This is a genomic window from Ectothiorhodospira marina, assembly GCF_900109495.1.
GTDB lineage: Bacteria > Pseudomonadota > Gammaproteobacteria > Ectothiorhodospirales > Ectothiorhodospiraceae > Ectothiorhodospira > Ectothiorhodospira marina.
This window is the reverse complement of the sequence record NZ_FOAA01000005.1, coordinates 1-16,231: the sequence shown is the minus strand read 5'-3', so window position 1 is coordinate 16,231 and position 16,231 is coordinate 1. Positions and strand designations below refer to the sequence as shown.

Below are 16,231 nucleotides of genomic sequence, written 5' to 3'. Positions count from 1 at the left end.
AACATGCGCCCCCTTCTCCCCTCCGACAACAGCTGGCTCCCTTCTCCCCTCCAACAACAGCTGGCTCCCTTCCTCCCCTCCAACAACAGGTGGCTCCCTTCCTCCCCTCCAACAACAGGTGGCTCCCTTCCTCCCCTCCAACAACAGGTGGCTCCCTTCCTCCCCTCCAACAACAGGTGGCTCCCTTCCTCCCCTCCAACAACAGGTGGCTCCCTTCTCCCCTCCGGGGAGAAGGGCTGGGGATGAGGGGCGCAGCGGGCACCTACCGTCTCAGCTCCACCGGCGTGAACAGATCCCGGAACACCGGGAAGATATCCCCCCGGTCACGCACCTTGCGCATGGCCAGGGGGCGGCCGGAGGTTGCCAGGCGCTCATACACCTGCCACAGATCCGTGGTCATCTCCCAGCCCCGATCCTCCGCCACCTCGATGTAGGCGAAATACCGACACACCGGCAGGATCACCGATTCCATCATCTCCAGCACCGCCGGGTTGTCGGCGGGCGTGTTGTCCCCATCGGAAGCCTGCGCCGCATAGATGTTCCATTCCGCCGGGTCATAGCGATCTGCCACCACCTTGCGCATCTCATCCAGGGCTGGCGACACCAGGGTGCCGCCCGTCTCCCGGGAGTAGAAGAAGGTGTCTTCATCTACCTCCTGGGCAATGTGGGTGTGACGGATGAAGACGATGTCCACATGCCGATAACGCCGCTGCAAAAAGAGAAACAGCAGCATGAAGAATCGCTTGGCCAGATCCTTCATGTCCTCGGTCATGGAGCCGGAAACATCCATCAGACAGAACATGACCGCCTGGGAGATGGGCCGGGGCACCGGGGTAAACCGGTTGTAACGCAGGTCGATGGGGTCGATATAGGGAATGGACCGGGTGCGCCGGGTAGCCTCCTCCCGCATCTGGATGAGCTTCCGCAGCCGTTCAGGCTCCTTGCCGGTGCGCTCCAGGCGATCGATCTCCTCGTCCAGGGCACGGGTCTCCTCCCGTTTGGGCCGACGCAGCGCCAGGCGGCGGGACAGGGAATTGCGCATGGTTCTCGCCAAATTGAGATTGGAGGGCGAGCCGGACACGGAATAACCGGCCCGCTGAATGCCATGACGCTCCACCTTGGTCACCTGGGTACGCACCAGATCGGGCAACTCCAGGTTTTCGAAGAACAGATCGAGAAACTCGTCCTTGCTCACCGTGAACTGGAAGGGATCCTCACCCTCACCTTGCGGGCTGCCACCACGCCCCCCCCCTCCCTGCCCGCCTTCCGGACGCGGGATGGTATCGCCGGCCACGTATTCCTTGTTGCCCGGCACCACGTGATCCCTCACGCCACGGCCCGTGCCCTTGCGGAAATTGGGTTCCCGCAGGCCGTCGGCGGGGATGCTGATCTCCTCCCCGCCATGACCGATGTCCGCCACCTTACGACGCGACGACACGTCCCGCACCGCGTCCAGGATCTGACGCTTGGCACGGCCGATGAAGCGCTGGCGGTTGGCCAGGCTCTTGTCCTTGGGGTTCAGACGGCGGTCGACGATATTCACCACAGGGGGCGCACCTCCCGCAGACCGGGCTTGATCAGCCCGCCTGCTTGACTCGCATGTACCATTCCACCAACCGGCGGACCTGGCGTTCGGTATAGCCGCGTTCCACCATGCGCTGCACAAAATCGTTGTGCTTGCGCTCCATCTCCGAGTCCGTCTTGGCCCCGAAGCTGATCACCGGCAACAGATCCTCCACCTGGCTGAACATGCGCTTCTCGATGACCTCGCGGATCTTCTCGTAGGAGGTCCACGACGGCATCTTGCCGCCCTGAGCCGCCTGAGAGCGCAGCGCAAACTTGACTACCTCATTGCGAAAATCCTTGGGGTTGGCGATCCCGGCAGCCTTTTCGATCTTGGTCAGTTCCTGGTTGAGGGACTGACGGTCCAGCAACTGGCCGGTATCCGGATCCTTGAAATCATGATCCTCGATCCAGGCATCGGCATAGGCCACGTAACGCTCGAAGAGGTTCTGCCCGAAGTCGCTATAGGACTCCAGATACGCCTTCTGGATCTCGTTGCCGATGAAGTCCGCATAGCGGGGTGCCAGTTCGGCCTTGATGAACTCCAGGTAACGGCGCTCCGTCTCCTCCGGGAACTGCTGACGACGAATGGACTGCTCCAGCATGTAGAGCAGGTGTACCGGATCGGCAGCCACCTCGCGGGTGTCGTAATTGAAGGTCTCGGAGAGCACCTTGAAGGCAAAGCGGGTGGACACCCCATCCATGCCCTCATCCACACCGGCCATGTCGCGGTATTCCTGCATCGACTTGGCTTTGGGATCGGTATCCTTGAGGCTCTCACCGTTGTAGACCCGCATCTTGGAAAACAGATTGGAGTTCTCGTGCTGGCGCAGGCGACTGAGCACCGAGAACTTGGCCAGCATGTCCAGGGTGGCCGGCGCGCAGGAGGCCTCCGCCAGTTCGCTGGTCTGGATGAGCTTCTCGTAGATCCGCGTCTCCTCATTCATCCGCAGGCAGTAGGGCACCTTGACGACGGAGATGCGGTCGATGAAGGCCTCGTTATTCTTGTTGTTCTTGAAGGCCTGCCACTCGGACTCGTTGGAGTGAGCCATGATGATCCCCTGGTAGGGGATGGCACCGATATTCTCCGACCCCATGTAGTTGCCTTCCTGAGTGGCAGTGAGCAAGGGATGCAGCATCTTGATGGGCGCCTTGAACATCTCGACGAATTCCAGGATGCCCTGATTGGCCCGATTCAGGCCGCCGGAGTAGCTGTAGGCATCGGTATCGTTCTGGCTGTACAGTTCCAGCTTGCGGATATCCACCTTGCCCACCAGCGAGGAGATATCCTGGTTGTTCTCATCCCCCGGTTCCGTCTTGGACACCGCGATCTGCCGCAGTCGCGAGGGAAAGACACGGCCCACCGAGAACCGGGAGATATCACCACCAAACTCATCCAGCCGCTTGACCGCCCAAGGCGACATCAGCCCCGAGAGACGCCGACGGGGAATCCCGAAACGCTCTTCCAGATCCTGCCCCATGGCCGGATCAAACAGTCCCAGGGGGCTCTCGAACACCGGGGAGACCTCGTCGCCGGCCTTGAGCACATAGACGGGAAACTTCTCCATGAGCGCCTTGAGCCGCTCCGCCAGGGACGATTTGCCGCCCCCCACCGGGCCCAGCAGATAGAGGATCTGCTTGCGCTCTTCAAGACCCTGTGCCGCATAGCGGAAGAAACCGACGATGCGCTCGATGGTCTCCTCCATCCCGTAAAAATCCTCAAAGGCGGGATACACCTTGATGGTGCGATTCATGAAGATGCGACCCAGGCGCTCATCCTTGGCGGTGTCCACAACCCTGGGTTCGCCGATGGCCTGCACCAGGCGCTCGGCCGCGGTGGCATACCGCATGGGATCGTCCCGGCATCCTTCCAGGTACTCACTCAGAGACATGTCGGCCTCCTGCCGTTTCTGATAGGAACGTGCATACTGCGCAATCAAGGCTTCGGCCGAATCCATCGTAATCACCCCCTTGTTGGAGTCCGATCACACTGGGCATTCCCCATGCAAAGGGGATACCACAGTCAGATGTTGTCGCACCCGATTCGCCAGGCCGCCCCGTTGCTCGAACGGGGCCCGGGAGGGAAAGGCCTGCCATGGGATCGTGGGTGGGATGCCCGTGCCTTTTCAAAGCGTGGCCCGTGGCTCGTCTCTTGAGTTGGACGGTGCCCCGGGCAAGCAGTTCCTGTGCATACCCGGGTTTTTGTCTCAGGATTGTGCAGGCGCACCCTCACCCACTCGGCAACCCGGTAAAATGGATCTGCCGGATATTGACTGAGCATAGACCATGGCAGCGGGCATTCATGATCCGCGGGCCAATGACCCAACTTCCCCGCCTCCGGGGACCGGAGTTCAACATGGAACCCAAAGACAGCACCATCAACGAGGCCTTCAAGGGTTTCACCAACGACGCTTGCCCGTTCATGCCCTGCCACCAGGGCGTGAAACGCGAGTTCAATTGCCTGTTCTGTTATTGCCCATTGATCGCCTACGAGTGTCCCGGCCCTTACCGCGTGATCACCGACCGCCACGGCATGAAACGCAAGGACTGCAGCCCCTGCAACCTACCCCATAACGGCTACCTGCAATCGTGGAGTTTCATCCAGAAATGGCTGGAACGGCCCATCCTGTGGGATGGTCATGAGCAGACCCGATACACGGTCAGCCTGCCCGAGGAGGCAGAACCCCGACGGGCGGACTCGACACGGAGTGATTGACCGAGATCACGTGAAACCAAGGCCCAGCCCACCAACTGTCCACCAAGGTTGACAGTCTTTAAAACGCGCGGGTACGATCAGGCGATCCGGGGACCAAGGAATCTGCCCCGCCTGTATTGTTCGTCTCCACCCGCCGGGCGGGGGCGATAAATCCTTTTCGCGGGAGCGTACGTATGCGAATCCTCTTCGTCCATCCGAATTATCATTCCGGGGGCGCCGAAATCGCCGGTAAATGGTCCCCCGCCTGGGTGGCCTATCTGGCCGGCTACCTCAAGACCCATGGCTACACGGACTACACCTTCGTGGACGCCATGACCGACGACATCTCCGACGAGGATCTGCGCAAGATCTTCGCCGAGGCCCAACCGGACATCATCGCCTGCACCGCCGTGACCCCCGCCATCTACAAGGCGGAGGAAACCCTCAAGATCGCCAAGGAAGCCTGCCCCAACGCAGTGACGCTGCTGGGCGGCATTCACGCCACCTTCATGTTCCAGCAGGTGCTCACCGAAGCCCCGTGGATCGACGCCATCATCCGTGGTGAGGGCGAGGCCGTCACCCTGGATCTGGTGCGCACCGTGGACGAGGGTCGTTGGCCGGAAGCCCGCAGTGAAGTCCGCGGCATCGCCTACGTGGAAGACGACCAAGTGGTCGCCACCCCCGCCGCCCCCACCATCCGCGACGTGGACTCCATCATCCCCGACTGGGGCGTGCTGGACTGGAAGAAATACATCTACATCCCCATGGGCGTGCCCGTGGCCACCCCCAACATGGCGCGCGGCTGCCCGTTCACCTGCAGCTTCTGCTCCCAGTGGAAGTTCTGGCGTGACTACCGGGTGCGCGATCCCAAGAAGGTGGTGGACGAAATCGAGATCCTGGTCAAGGAGCACGGCGTCGGCTTCTTCATCCTCGCCGACGAGGAGCCCACCATCAACAAGGCCAAGTTCGTTGAGTTCTGTCAGGAGCTCATCGACCGCGACCTGGGCGTGCTCTGGGGTATCAACACCCGCGTGACCGACGTCATGCGCGACGAAGACCTGCTGCCCTTCTACCGCAAGGCCGGCCTGGTACACATCTCCCTGGGCACCGAGGCCGCCGCACAGCTCAACCTGGACCTGTTCGTCAAGGAGACGACCGTGGCCCAGAACAAGCGTGCCATCGAGCTGCTGCGCAACGCCGGCATCGTCACCGAGGCCCAGTTCATCGTCGGCCTGGAGAACGAGACCGCCGAGACCCTGGAAGAGACCTTCAAGCTGTGCATGGACTGGAATCCGGACATGGCCAACTGGGCCATGTTCACCCCCTGGCCCTTCTCGGACCTGTACACCGAGATGGGAGACAAGGTGGAGATCCACGATTTCGCCAAGTACAACTTCGTCACCCCCATCATGAAGCCCACGGCCATGACCCGGGGCGAACTGCTGGACCGGGTGATGCACAACTACCGCCGCTTCTACATGAAGAAGGCCTTCCTGGGTTATCCCTGGGAGCGCAACCCGCTGCGCCGCAAGTACCTCCTGGGCTGCCTCAAGGCCTTCTTGAAGAGCGCCTTCGAGCGCCGCTTCTACGACCTGGGCAAGGCCGGTTACTGGGGTCCGCAGTCCCGCAAGACGGTGGACTGGAAGTTCGACCACTCCCGCAAGCTGGTCAAGCCGGACGCCCAACTGGAAGAGCAGATCGTCAAGTGGAAGAGTGCCCCGGCCCGCAAGCGTGGCGGCAAGCCCGCCAAGGCCGGTGCGGCTGCCGAGGCCTCGCAGATGGATCCGTCTCAGGTGAAAATCTGTGGTGGTGGCGATCAGCAACTTGAAGAGAGCCTGGACGACGCCAAGATCAAGGAGAAGATCAAGGAAAACGCCTGATCCAATCAGGCCGACCCTGCTCTAACCTGATCCGCAATTGTAAAGGGCGCCCATGGGGCGCCCTTTTGCTGTCTGCTGAGGAAAAACCCTGTGATCGATGACCCTACTGCCCCCATCGACTTTCCCGCCCTGCCCCAGGCCGGCCCCCGCCAGGCCAAAGCGTTGATGATCCAGGGCACCAGCTCGGATGTGGGCAAGAGCCTGCTGGTGGCCGGCCTATGTCGGGCCTATGCCCGCCGGGGGCTCAAGGTGCGGCCCTTCAAGGCACAGAACATGAGCAACAATGCCGCCGTCACTGCCGACAGCGACTTACCGCCGGGATCCGATGGCCAGGTACCCCGGGGCGAGATCGGTCGCGCCCAGGCCTTGCAGGCCCGCGCCTGCGGTGTGGAGCCCTCCATCCACATGAACCCGGTGCTGCTCAAGCCCCAGACCCTCATCGGCTCCCAGGTGGTGCTGCGCGGTCGAGTGCTGGGGAATTGCCGGGCCAAGGTCTATCACAAGATGAAGCCACAGTTGCTGCCGGCGGTGCTGGACAGCTTTCACCGCACCGCCGCCCAGGCGGACCTGGTGCTGGTGGAGGGCGCCGGCAGCGGCGCCGAGGTGTACCTGCGCAAGTCCGACATCACCAACATGAAGCTGGCGGAACTGGCCGACCTGCCGGTGGTGGTGCTGGGCGACATCGACCGGGGCGGTGCCCTGGCGGCGATCGTGGGCACCCATGCCCTGCTCAACGAGGCCGAGAATGCCCGCGTGGTGGGTTACATCATCAACAAGTTCCGGGGCGATCTGTCCCTGTTCGAGCCCGCCTGCGAACTCATGACCCAGCGCACCGGCTGGCCCTGGCTGGGGGTGGTGCGCTGGTTCGAATCCGCCTCGCGGCTACCGGCGGAAGACTCCCTGGCCCTGGAGAGGCCCGCGGAAGGTGAGGGTCACGGCCTCAACATCGCCGTACCGCAGCTCTCCCGGGTGGCCAATTTCGATGATCTGGACCCCCTGGCGGCCGAACCGGGCGTGAGCGTGCACTGGGTGAAGCCCGGCACACCGATACCCCGGGAAACCGATGTGGTCATCCTGCCAGGCTCCAAGTCCACCCGCGCGGATCTTGAAGTGATGCGCCGTGAGGGCTGGGACATCGACATCCTGGCCCATGTGCGCCAGGGCGGGCGCGTGGTGGGCCTGTGCGCCGGATTCCAGATGCTGGGCCGGGTGGTGCGCGACCCCCAGGGTATCGAGGGGGAACCCGGCGAGACACCGGGGCTTGGACTGCTGGACGTGGAGACCGAGATCAGTGGTGAGAAAAAGCTCATCGACCTGAATGCCACAGACCAGACCAGCGGCTGCCGTGTCACCGGCTACGAGATGCACATGGGCCGCACATACGGCGCCGGGCTGGAACGCCCCTGGCTGATGCTGGAGGACAAACAAGGCAAGCCCCGCCCTGAAGGCGCCATGTCTGCCGATGGCCAGGTCACCGGCGCTTACGTGCATGGGATCTTTGGCAATGATGACTTCCGCGCCCACTGGCTGCGCCGGGTAGGCGCCGAGGCCTCGACCCTGGATTATGAGGCCCGTGTGGAAGCCGCCCTGGAGGCCCTGGCGGATCATTGCGAAGACAACCTGGACCTGGACGCGTTGCTGGCGCTGGCCACATGACATCAGGGGTGAAGATGGCCCGCGTTCTCATGATCCAGGGCACCAATGCCGATGTAGGCAAGAGCCTGGTGGTGGCCGGCCTGTGCCGGGCCTTCACCCGCCGCGGCCTGACCGTGCGCCCCTTCAAGGCCCAGAACATGAGCAACAACGCCGCCGTCACCGTGGATTCGGACGCCCCAACCCGGGCCGATGGCACGCCCGTACGGGGCGAGATCGGCCGGGCCCAGGCCCTGCAGGCCCTCGCCTGTGGCGCCCCCAACTCGGTCCACATGAACCCGGTCCTGCTCAAACCCCAGAGCGACAGGGACAGCCAGGTGGTATTGCGGGGCCGGGTGCTGGGCACCTGGTCCGCCGCCGGCTATCAGGCCATGAAGACGGACCTGCTGCCCGCCGTGGTGGACAGCCTGCACCGCCTGGCCGCCGAGGCAGACCTGGTGCTCATCGAAGGGGCGGGTTGCGGCTCGGAACGCTATCTGCGGGCCCGCGACATCACCAACATGGGGCTGGCCGAGGCGGCGGACATTCCCGTCATCCTGCTGGGTGAGGACGCCCGGGGCGGCATCACCGCCTCCGTGCTCGGATCGCACCAGCTCTGGACCGAATCGGAACGTGCCCGCGTCCAGGGTTACCTGGTGAACCGCTTTCGCGGTGACCCGGCGGTGTTCGCCCCCGCCGCCGAGGAGATGACCCAGGCCACCGGCTGGCCCAACCTGGGCCTGATCCGCTGGTTCGACGGTGCCACCCGTCTGGCCCAGGAGGACTCCCTGGCCCTGGACCAGCAACATTCAGGTTCAGGTCGCGGCCTGCGCATCGTCGTCCCCCGCCTGCCCCGGGTGGCCAACTTCGACGACCTGGACCCCCTGGCGGCAGAGCCGGGCGTGGACGTGCGCTGGATTGCCCCGGGCCAACCCCTCCCCCGGGACGCCGACGTGGTCCTGCTGCCCGGCTCCAAGGCCACCCGCAGTGACCTGGAATGCCTCTACCGGGAAGGCTGGCACCACGACATCCACACCCACGTGCGCCACGGCGGCCATGTGGTGGGCCTGTGCGCCGGCTACCAGATGCTGGGCCGGATGATTCGTGACCCGGACGGGATCGAGGGTTCGGCCGGCGACACCCCTGGCCTGGGCCTGCTGGACATGGAAACCACCCTCACCGGCGACAAGCGCCTGCTGGACCTGGACGCCCGCGACCGGCTCAGCGGCGAAGCCCTCACCGGCTACGAGATGCACATGGGCCGCACCACCGGCCCCGCCCTGGAAACCCCCTGGCTCACCCTTGAGGACACCGAAGGCACCCGTCCCGAAGGTGCCCGCTCCGCCGATGGCCGCATCATGGGTGGATACGTCCACGGCATCTTCGCCGCCGACGGCTTCCGCCGCCACTGGCTGGAAGGCCTGGGTGCAAAAACCTCCGGGCTCAATTACGCTGAACGCGTGGACGCCACGCTGGATGCCTTTGCCGACCAACTGGAAGAAGACCTGGACCTGGATCGGCTCTGGGAGCTGGCGCGGCCACCGGGACGCTAGAGCGGCCACCTTATGGCTTTCCTGTTGCTCTCGGTTTACTGTTGTCGTGCATTTCATCATATGCGCCACCATTCAACTCAACCTGATGAAATGAGTCATATTTGAGGCCCACCAATGAACCGTATCGCAATCATCGGTGCTGGTATCGCCGGGCTGGCCGCCGCGCGACGCTTGGCCGACCGCGGATATGACTGTACGGTTCTCGAGAAGAGTCGCGGCCTGGGCGGGCGCATGGCCACCCGCCGCGCGGATGGGCTGCAATTCGATCATGGGGCTCAGTACTTCACCGCGCGAGGCGAGGCACTGCAGGCCTATGTGCGCAGCTGGCAGCAGGAAGGGGTCGTCGCGGAATGGGGGTCAGGCCGGCTGGTCGGTTGCCCTGGCATGACCGCACCCGCCTGGGCCCTGGCCCGTGGCCTGACCATCCATCGCAACTGTCGGGTAACGCACCTGGACCACCATCCTGAGGGCTGGACCCTGCACGCCGACCACGGCCCGGATGACGACACCCTGGCCATGGCCTTCGACGCCGTGCTGCTGGCGATTCCGGCACCCCAGGCCATGGCGCTGGCTGCCACCACGGGGATCGACTTCCCGGCCCTGCAGCAGGTGCGCTATGCCCCCACCATCACTTTGATGGCCGCGTTCGATCACCCCCTGCCACTCGCCGATGTCGTCATCGAGCCCACCGAAGGGCCGCTGGCGTGGATCGCCCGCAATGCCACCAAACCAGGGCGGGACACCGAGCCAGAAACCGTGGTGGCCCACGCTGGCAGCGAATGGTCACGCGCCCATGTGGACACACCCACCGAGGCACTCGGTGAACCCCTGCTGGAGGCCTTGCGCGCCATGGTGGGCAAGGCGCAGCCGTTCCATTGGCAGGTTCACCGCTGGTTGTATGCCCGTGTGGAACAGGCGGCCGGAACGCCATGTCTGTGGGATGCCCAACAGCGGATCGGCGCCTGCGGCGACTGGGCCCTTGGCGCCCGCGTGGAAGCGGCCTTCGACAGCGGCGAGGCACTGGCCGCTGCTTTGGTCCGGTCCATGGGTGTCGGCGGGGATGGTGCCAACGGCCCAAGACCCGGGCCCATCTGAATGACAGCCACCGTGAGCCCCCTTCCCGATGATCAGGTGTGCTGACAAGTGACGGGCGCCAAAGGCATCGAGCAGGAACTGAGGGCGGCTCTGGAAGCGTACCTCACCAGCTATTTAACCAGATGGGACCTGCAAAAGGCGGTCGCCCTTTTTAGCCCCACCATTCACGGCGTGGGGACCGGACACGACGAATTCGTGCCCGAGCGGCGTGTGTTCCTGGAAATCTATGAGCGGGACTTTCGGCAGGCACCCAATGCCATCGTCTGGGAGCAATCCCGCCTCCAGGTGGCGGTCCTGTCCGACACGGTGGGCATTACGACTTGCGAACTGCATTTGCACACTCAGATTCAGGGGCAGGAGATCCACCTCAACAATCTGCGTCAGTCCCTGGTATGGAAGCGTCATGAATCAGGTCGTTGGGTCATCGAACACCTGCATATCTCCTTCCCGAGCACCGAACACGGACAGGACGAATCCTACCCGAACAAGGAACTGGAGGCGCGCAACCGGGTTCTGGCCAGGCTGGTGGAGAAGCGAACCGCCCAATTGCGCGAGGCGCTGGAAGAACAGCGACAGCTGGCCAACACCGACCGACTCACCGGCATGAACAACCGACCGCGCATTGAAGAACTCGCCAGTACAGAGTTCCTGGGGGCCCAGCGATATGGCTACCCTGTGTCCTCCATACTGGTCGACGTGGATTGGTTCAAGCGGATCAATGACCAACACGGGCACCTGATCGGTGACAGCGTCCTCAAGGCCTTTGCCGACATCATCACTGCCCGGCTGCGTGCCGTGGATCACGCTGGCCGCTGGGGTGGCGAGGAATTCCTGATCATTTGTCCGCATATCGGCATCGAAGGCGCCCTCGCCCTGGCGCGGGGCTTGCGGGAAACCATCGCCGCGCACCCTTTCCCCAAGATAGGGCCCTGGACCGCCAGCATCGGCGTTTCCCAATATCGCCCAGGGGAAACCCTCCAGGACTTCTTTGGCCGCACCGACGCCGCCCTCTACCGCGCCAAGGAGTTGGGCCGCAACCGCGTGGAGGTAGCGCCGAACGGGCCGTAGATCGGGCATCGATCGCTCATCCATATCGATGGATTTCAAATGATTGTCGCGCAGCAGGCCCGGCTCGATGGACCGGTTTTTTTGCCTTTTGCTCCAGTTGCCCAGGTAGCCATACCCTAGTCCGCCGCCCGCTTCGGAACGGGTGAACAGATCGACCACGCGGTGCTGAGTCTGGCGCTCGCGGCGAACACGCCTCATTCCCCATCTCCCTCCTTCTGGTCGGCCCGCAGCCGAGCCCGTGCGTTTTCGATGGACTGGTGCAGCCGTGCCTGCAGGGTTTCCCGGGGCGGCAGCAGGGTCAGGTACTCGGCCACGTGGATGCCGCTGCTATCCAACTCCAGCAGTTCGATCTGCTCCTGCTGCTTGCCGGCGCAGAGGATGATGCCCAGCGGCGGATTTTCGTCAGCCTCCTGCTCGTGGCGGGCCAGCCAACGCAGGTAGAGCTCCATCTGACCCTTGTACTCGGCCTTGAACCGGCCCAGCTTAAGGTCGATGGCCACCAGGCGCTTGAGCTTGCGGTTGTAGAACAGCAGGTCGATGTAGAAATCCTCATCATCGATCTGGATGCGTCGCTGGCGTGCTACGAAGGTGAAACCGGCGCCCAGTTCCAGCAGAAACTGCTCGATCTCGCGCAGGATGGCATCCTCCAGGTCGCGCTCCAGATAGCGGTCGTTCAAGCCGAGAAAATCCAACAGGTAGGGATCTTTGAGCAGTAGATCAGGGGAGGGCCGTCCGCTTTGGCGTAGCGCCTGCAGATCGGCCTGAATGGTCTGCTCCGGTTGGCGGGAAATGGCGCTGCGCTCGAACAGCATGGACTGGATGCGCTCCTGCAACTGGCGAGACGACCACCCTTCAAGCTGACACAGTTCAATATAGAAATCCCACTTGAGCGGATCGTCGAGGTAAATCAAGCTCTTGAGATGGGTCCAGCTCAATTGTCTCCGCACTGCGGAGACTTTCTCCTCGTCCGGGAACACCTCGGCGAAGCGGATCATGTGGAGCAGGTTCTTAGCCGAGAAGCCTCGCCCATACTCGGCTGTCAATTGTCTCCCCAGCGCGGAGACGGTCGCCTTACCATAACTGGCCCGATTCTCTCCCAGGATCCCCCGGTGAATGCGGCTACCAACCTGCCAGTACAGTAGCGTCAGCTCGGCATTGACCGCTGCCGCCGCTCGCTGGCGAGCGCCATCGATGAGTTGGCGAAGCTCAGCCAGGAGTACGGAGTCAGGTGGTGATGACCGTTTCATGTCCCTGCCTCCTTCCAAAAGCCCGACTCGCCTGTGAACGGCTGGCCACCACGGCCCGCCCGGTCCAGTTGGATTTTTCAGCGATGCGCAGACCGTCGGGCCTGCCCTCCGCCAGGAAGATACGAATAGAAGTAGGCCGAGGTGCGGTAACTGTCATGATGCAGCGCGCTCCCTTGCAGCGGGTTCCACCAGCCGCGTGCGGCCGGTCAGCAACTCCTGCATCATGGCCTGCTTGAGGGCGGTGGTTTTGGCGCGGCGTTGTTGTAGGGCTTCGAGTTCGGCGTCCATATCGGAGAGGATTGCGGCTTGTTCACGTTCGTCCGGAGCAGAAAACTCTTTTTCCCTCAGGGATTTGAAGTGACGGTTGTATCCGGTCGGGTCAACTCCGCGATATTCAAGTTGATATGCATAAAACAACGTGATCTGCCCCGGCTTCCCCTTGATGATTTGCGTTCCGTCAGCACCGACCAAAAAGTCAAAATCGACAAATTTAACGATACAGGTGTGGTCACCAAAAACGATCACTCCGCCCTTAGGGCAATGGAAAATCTGATTTGCCCTGTCTGAGAAACCTACTACCGGTTCTTTTCCTTGGTCGACAACGGGGTACATCCCTGTATGTCGGTAGTCATTCGTCTGAATTTGGTTTGATTTGGCATTTAACCGCACGAGAACTTCATCGAACTGCTTCACCTCCCACGCCCCCTCAAACCCCGGCAGGCGGGTCTGGCCGGTGAGGAGTTGTTGCATGGTGGCCTGTTTGATGTCGCGCTTCTTGGCGATCAGGCGGTCCAGCGCCTCCAGCAGGGCATCCACATCGCTCAGGGCGGTGGCGATGGCGCGTTGTTCTTCTTGAGATTTGGGTAGTGCTAGCCGTATGTGGGAAATTGGCCCCAGGTTGATTTTTTTTGGAGTAGCAGATGGTAGCGACTGAAGGTCAACTTCTTTTTTGAAAGCCGATGATTCTGAATATGCAACAACGTATGCGGCGTCGGCCCCGCTAATCTTCAACAAAGCTAGGCTGACATAGAAACTTGCTTCCACATCCCAATCGACGAGGACGCACTCACCGATTGAGCCAATCCTCGTCATGAGCACATCGCCTCTCTCAATCTTGAACGACCGAGTAAGGTGTTTATGCTCTTCTTCGGCAATAAATTTGGTATTTGAGAAATTTCTGCTCGTTACATGCTCAACACTGTAAAAGGGGATTCCAATGGGCACATATTTTGGAGTCTGATGGGTGCCGTCTCTAACAGTGGCTAAATCTCCAACCGTCACCAGCTCCCACTCCTCCGGAATCACCCCCACCTCGGTCTGCTTGTAGCCCTCCTGCACCGCCGGGATATCTACCTGCGGCGCATACCTCGCCGAGGCATCACGCACTGCCGTTGACTCGCCCTTCATGCCCATGCCACCACTCCCATGGCTCTGAGGTGCTCATCCACCCGCGCCGACAGGGCATCCATCTCGTCGGCCAGTTTCGGTAGCGGTGTTTGGTAACGCTCGGCCAGTTGGCGCACGCGGCCGGTGAGGGTCTGGGATACGCGCTCCAGCTCGTACTGGACGGCGGCCTCCAGGGCGGTGAGCCACTTGTCGTCCACCACCAAACGCTTGATCTCGCCCTCGTCGAGTTCCGGGTATTTCTCATAGGCGAGCTGGTCGAGGGCAGCGTCGGCTTCCTTGATCTGCCTTTTCAGGTCGCTCTGGCGTTTGTCGAGCTGGGTCCACTGTTTGAGGACCCAGGCTTCGTCGGCGTACTCGGGATTGCCCTTGATCTCCTTGAGGCGTTTGGTCACTTCGCCCTTGTTGATCTTGTCCAGCTCGGCGAAGGCGCCATCCTCGCCGCCGTGCTCTTCTTCCAGCTCGGTGAGTTGACTGGCGACGGTGTCCAGATCGTTCTGCAGGGTATCCAGCTCGGCCTGCTGTTCGGCAAAGTAGCAGGCAACGATATAAGGCTTGGGGATCAGGTCACAGGTCCAGCCCTTGTCCTTCATCTGGCCCTTCTTCTTGCCACTCTGGACCTCCTCGAGCATACGGCGGGGTTGGGCCACCCAGCCGTCAGCGGCGATCTCGTAGGCGTCGTCCTGCAGAGTCTCGTACCAGTAGTCCATCAGGTGCTGTTAGATGTCGTAGGGGTCGAGCAGGGGCGCGGCGCGAAAGGTCTCCAGCAGGTCTTCCCCGATCTCCGTAATCAGCGCCTTGGGCTGGCCGTTGACGCCAAAGCCCTTGAGTACGGGCCGATTACGACTGCGCCAGTCGTCGAACAGGGCGGTGATGCGCCGTCGGAAGGCGGCGAATTCGTCGTGTTCCAGGATGGTGGGCTTGATGGCGGAGGGGTCAACCGCGAGGTGCGTGTAGCCGGCCCTCACCCCCGGCCCCTCTCCCGCAAGCGGGAGAGGGGAGAACAGCCTTTGGCGCAGGTCAGGAAAGACCTGCCAGTAGGCGGCCAGGCCTGGCACCGGGGGGATGGCGGCAGGATCACCATCGATGTCGCGCTCGGGGATGCCACCGTTCATGTGGGCGTGGAGGTCGTGGCGGTCTTCCGGCGCGCTGGAGTCGATGTAGCGCGGCAGGTTGAGGTTGAAATCGTTCTTTGGGTCGGTGATCTCATCGAAGGGCACCCTACGGGCGTAGCGCGCCACATCGGCCTGCTTTTTGAAGGTGTCGACGATGCGGTGGATGTCCTGCTCGCGTAGGCGGTTCTTGTTGCCATCCTTGATGAAGCTCTTGGAGGCGTCGATCATGAAGATGCCCTTGCGGGCCCGGGCGTTCTCCTTGTCCAGCACCAGGATGCAGGCGGGGATGCCGGTGCCGTAGAAGAGGTTGGCGGGCAGACCGATGATGCCCTTGAGGTAGCCTGAGCGCACCAGTTGCTTGCGGATGACCGCCTCGGCGTGGCCACGAAACAGCACACCGTGGGGCAGGATCACCGCGCCCTTGCCGCTCGATTTCATCGAGCGAACGATGTGCAGTAGGTAGGCGTAGTCGCCTTGCTTGGCAGGTGGCGCGCCCCAGGCAAAGCGCTGCCAGGGGTCGTCTTCCGGCGTGAGGCCGGCGCTCCAGCCCTTGTCGGAGAAGGGCGGATTGGCCACCACGTAGTCGTAGGTGCGAAGCTGCTCGCCGTCCTTGAACTTGGGGTTGGCCAGGGTGTTGCCGTTGAGGATGTTGGCGGTGGGGAAGTCGTGCAGGATCATGTTCATGCGCGCCAGACCGGCGGTGGTGACATCCTTCTCCTGCCCCTCCAATGTGATGTGCTTGCCCGCCTCGGCGGCCACCTTGAGCAGCAGGGAACCCGATCCGCAGGTCGGATCGTAAGCGGTGGTGGAGGCCACGGCGGTCTCCGGCGAGATGCCGATCACCTGGGCGATGACGCGGCTGACCTCCGACGGCGTGTAGAACTGTGCGTATTCCGGAGCAAGGTTGCCACTGATTCCACGGCAAGCCTGCCACCCATTCCAGGGGAAAGCTGCCACTGATTCCACGGCAAGGCTGCCA

The 16,231-nt window shown here is 62.6% G+C and carries 10 protein-coding genes and 1 pseudogene; 6 read left to right on the top strand and 5 right to left on the bottom strand.

Annotated elements, in window-relative coordinates; all coding sequences use genetic code 11:
- Positions 1-262: 262 nt before the first annotated feature.
- Both BMY52_RS05860 and BMY52_RS05855 read right to left on the bottom strand, forming a co-directional pair.
- Positions 263-1,546 carry a YeaH/YhbH family protein gene (locus tag BMY52_RS05860; RefSeq protein ID WP_090252124.1) on the bottom strand — a complete coding sequence of 428 codons (1,284 nt, stop codon included), beginning with the start codon at positions 1,544-1,546 and terminating at the stop codon, positions 263-265.
- Between the two features lie 31 nt (positions 1,547-1,577).
- Positions 1,578-3,521 carry a PrkA family serine protein kinase gene (locus BMY52_RS05855; protein WP_090252120.1) on the bottom strand — a complete coding sequence of 648 codons (1,944 nt, stop codon included), beginning with the start codon at positions 3,519-3,521 and terminating at the stop codon, positions 1,578-1,580.
- A gap of 398 nt (positions 3,522-3,919) precedes the next feature.
- On the opposite strand from BMY52_RS05855, the gene BMY52_RS05850 reads away from it, so the two are divergent.
- The 6 genes from BMY52_RS05850 to BMY52_RS05825 all read left to right on the top strand — a co-directional run bounded on the left by BMY52_RS05850 (position 3,920) and on the right by BMY52_RS05825 (position 11,486).
- Positions 3,920-4,279, top strand: coding sequence for a cysteine-rich small domain-containing protein (locus tag BMY52_RS05850; RefSeq protein WP_090252515.1), 360 nt, complete (start codon positions 3,920-3,922; stop codon positions 4,277-4,279).
- A 173-nt stretch (positions 4,280-4,452) separates the two neighbouring features.
- Entirely contained in the window at positions 4,453-6,138 is a 1,686-nt protein-coding gene (gene bchE, locus BMY52_RS05845) for a magnesium-protoporphyrin IX monomethyl ester anaerobic oxidative cyclase (protein ID WP_090252117.1), read from the top strand.
- A 90-nt stretch (positions 6,139-6,228) separates the two neighbouring features.
- The gene (locus BMY52_RS05840) at positions 6,229-7,794 is read left to right on the top strand and encodes a cobyric acid synthase (RefSeq protein WP_425429221.1); all 1,566 of its coding nucleotides are present in this window, start codon (positions 6,229-6,231) and stop codon (positions 7,792-7,794) included.
- A 14-nt stretch (positions 7,795-7,808) separates the two neighbouring features.
- Positions 7,809-9,323 (top strand): cobyric acid synthase, encoded by a 1,515-nt coding sequence (locus BMY52_RS05835; RefSeq protein ID WP_245740644.1) that lies wholly within the window; start codon positions 7,809-7,811, stop codon positions 9,321-9,323.
- Positions 9,324-9,437: 114 nt separating this feature from the next.
- Positions 9,438-10,418, top strand: coding sequence for an NAD(P)/FAD-dependent oxidoreductase (locus BMY52_RS05830; RefSeq protein WP_090252116.1), 981 nt, complete (start codon positions 9,438-9,440; stop codon positions 10,416-10,418).
- 48 nt (positions 10,419-10,466) lie between these two features.
- Entirely contained in the window at positions 10,467-11,486 is a 1,020-nt protein-coding gene (locus BMY52_RS05825; protein WP_090252113.1) for a diguanylate cyclase, read from the top strand.
- A gap of 194 nt (positions 11,487-11,680) precedes the next feature.
- Here BMY52_RS05825 and BMY52_RS05820 read toward each other — a convergent pair whose 3' ends face one another.
- From BMY52_RS05820 to BMY52_RS16000, 3 genes and pseudogenes are all read right to left on the bottom strand, one after another.
- Entirely contained in the window at positions 11,681-12,733 is a 1,053-nt protein-coding gene (locus BMY52_RS05820; RefSeq protein ID WP_090252110.1) for a PDDEXK nuclease domain-containing protein, read from the bottom strand.
- Positions 12,734-12,886: 153 nt separating this feature from the next.
- Positions 12,887-14,140, bottom strand: coding sequence for a restriction endonuclease subunit S (locus tag BMY52_RS05810; RefSeq protein ID WP_425429223.1), 1,254 nt, complete (start codon positions 14,138-14,140; stop codon positions 12,887-12,889).
- Positions 14,137-16,137 (bottom strand): annotated as a pseudogene (locus BMY52_RS16000) (N-6 DNA methylase); the annotation flags it as partial. The gene BMY52_RS05810 and the pseudogene BMY52_RS16000, both read right to left, overlap by 4 nt.
- Positions 16,138-16,231 lie beyond the last annotated feature (94 nt).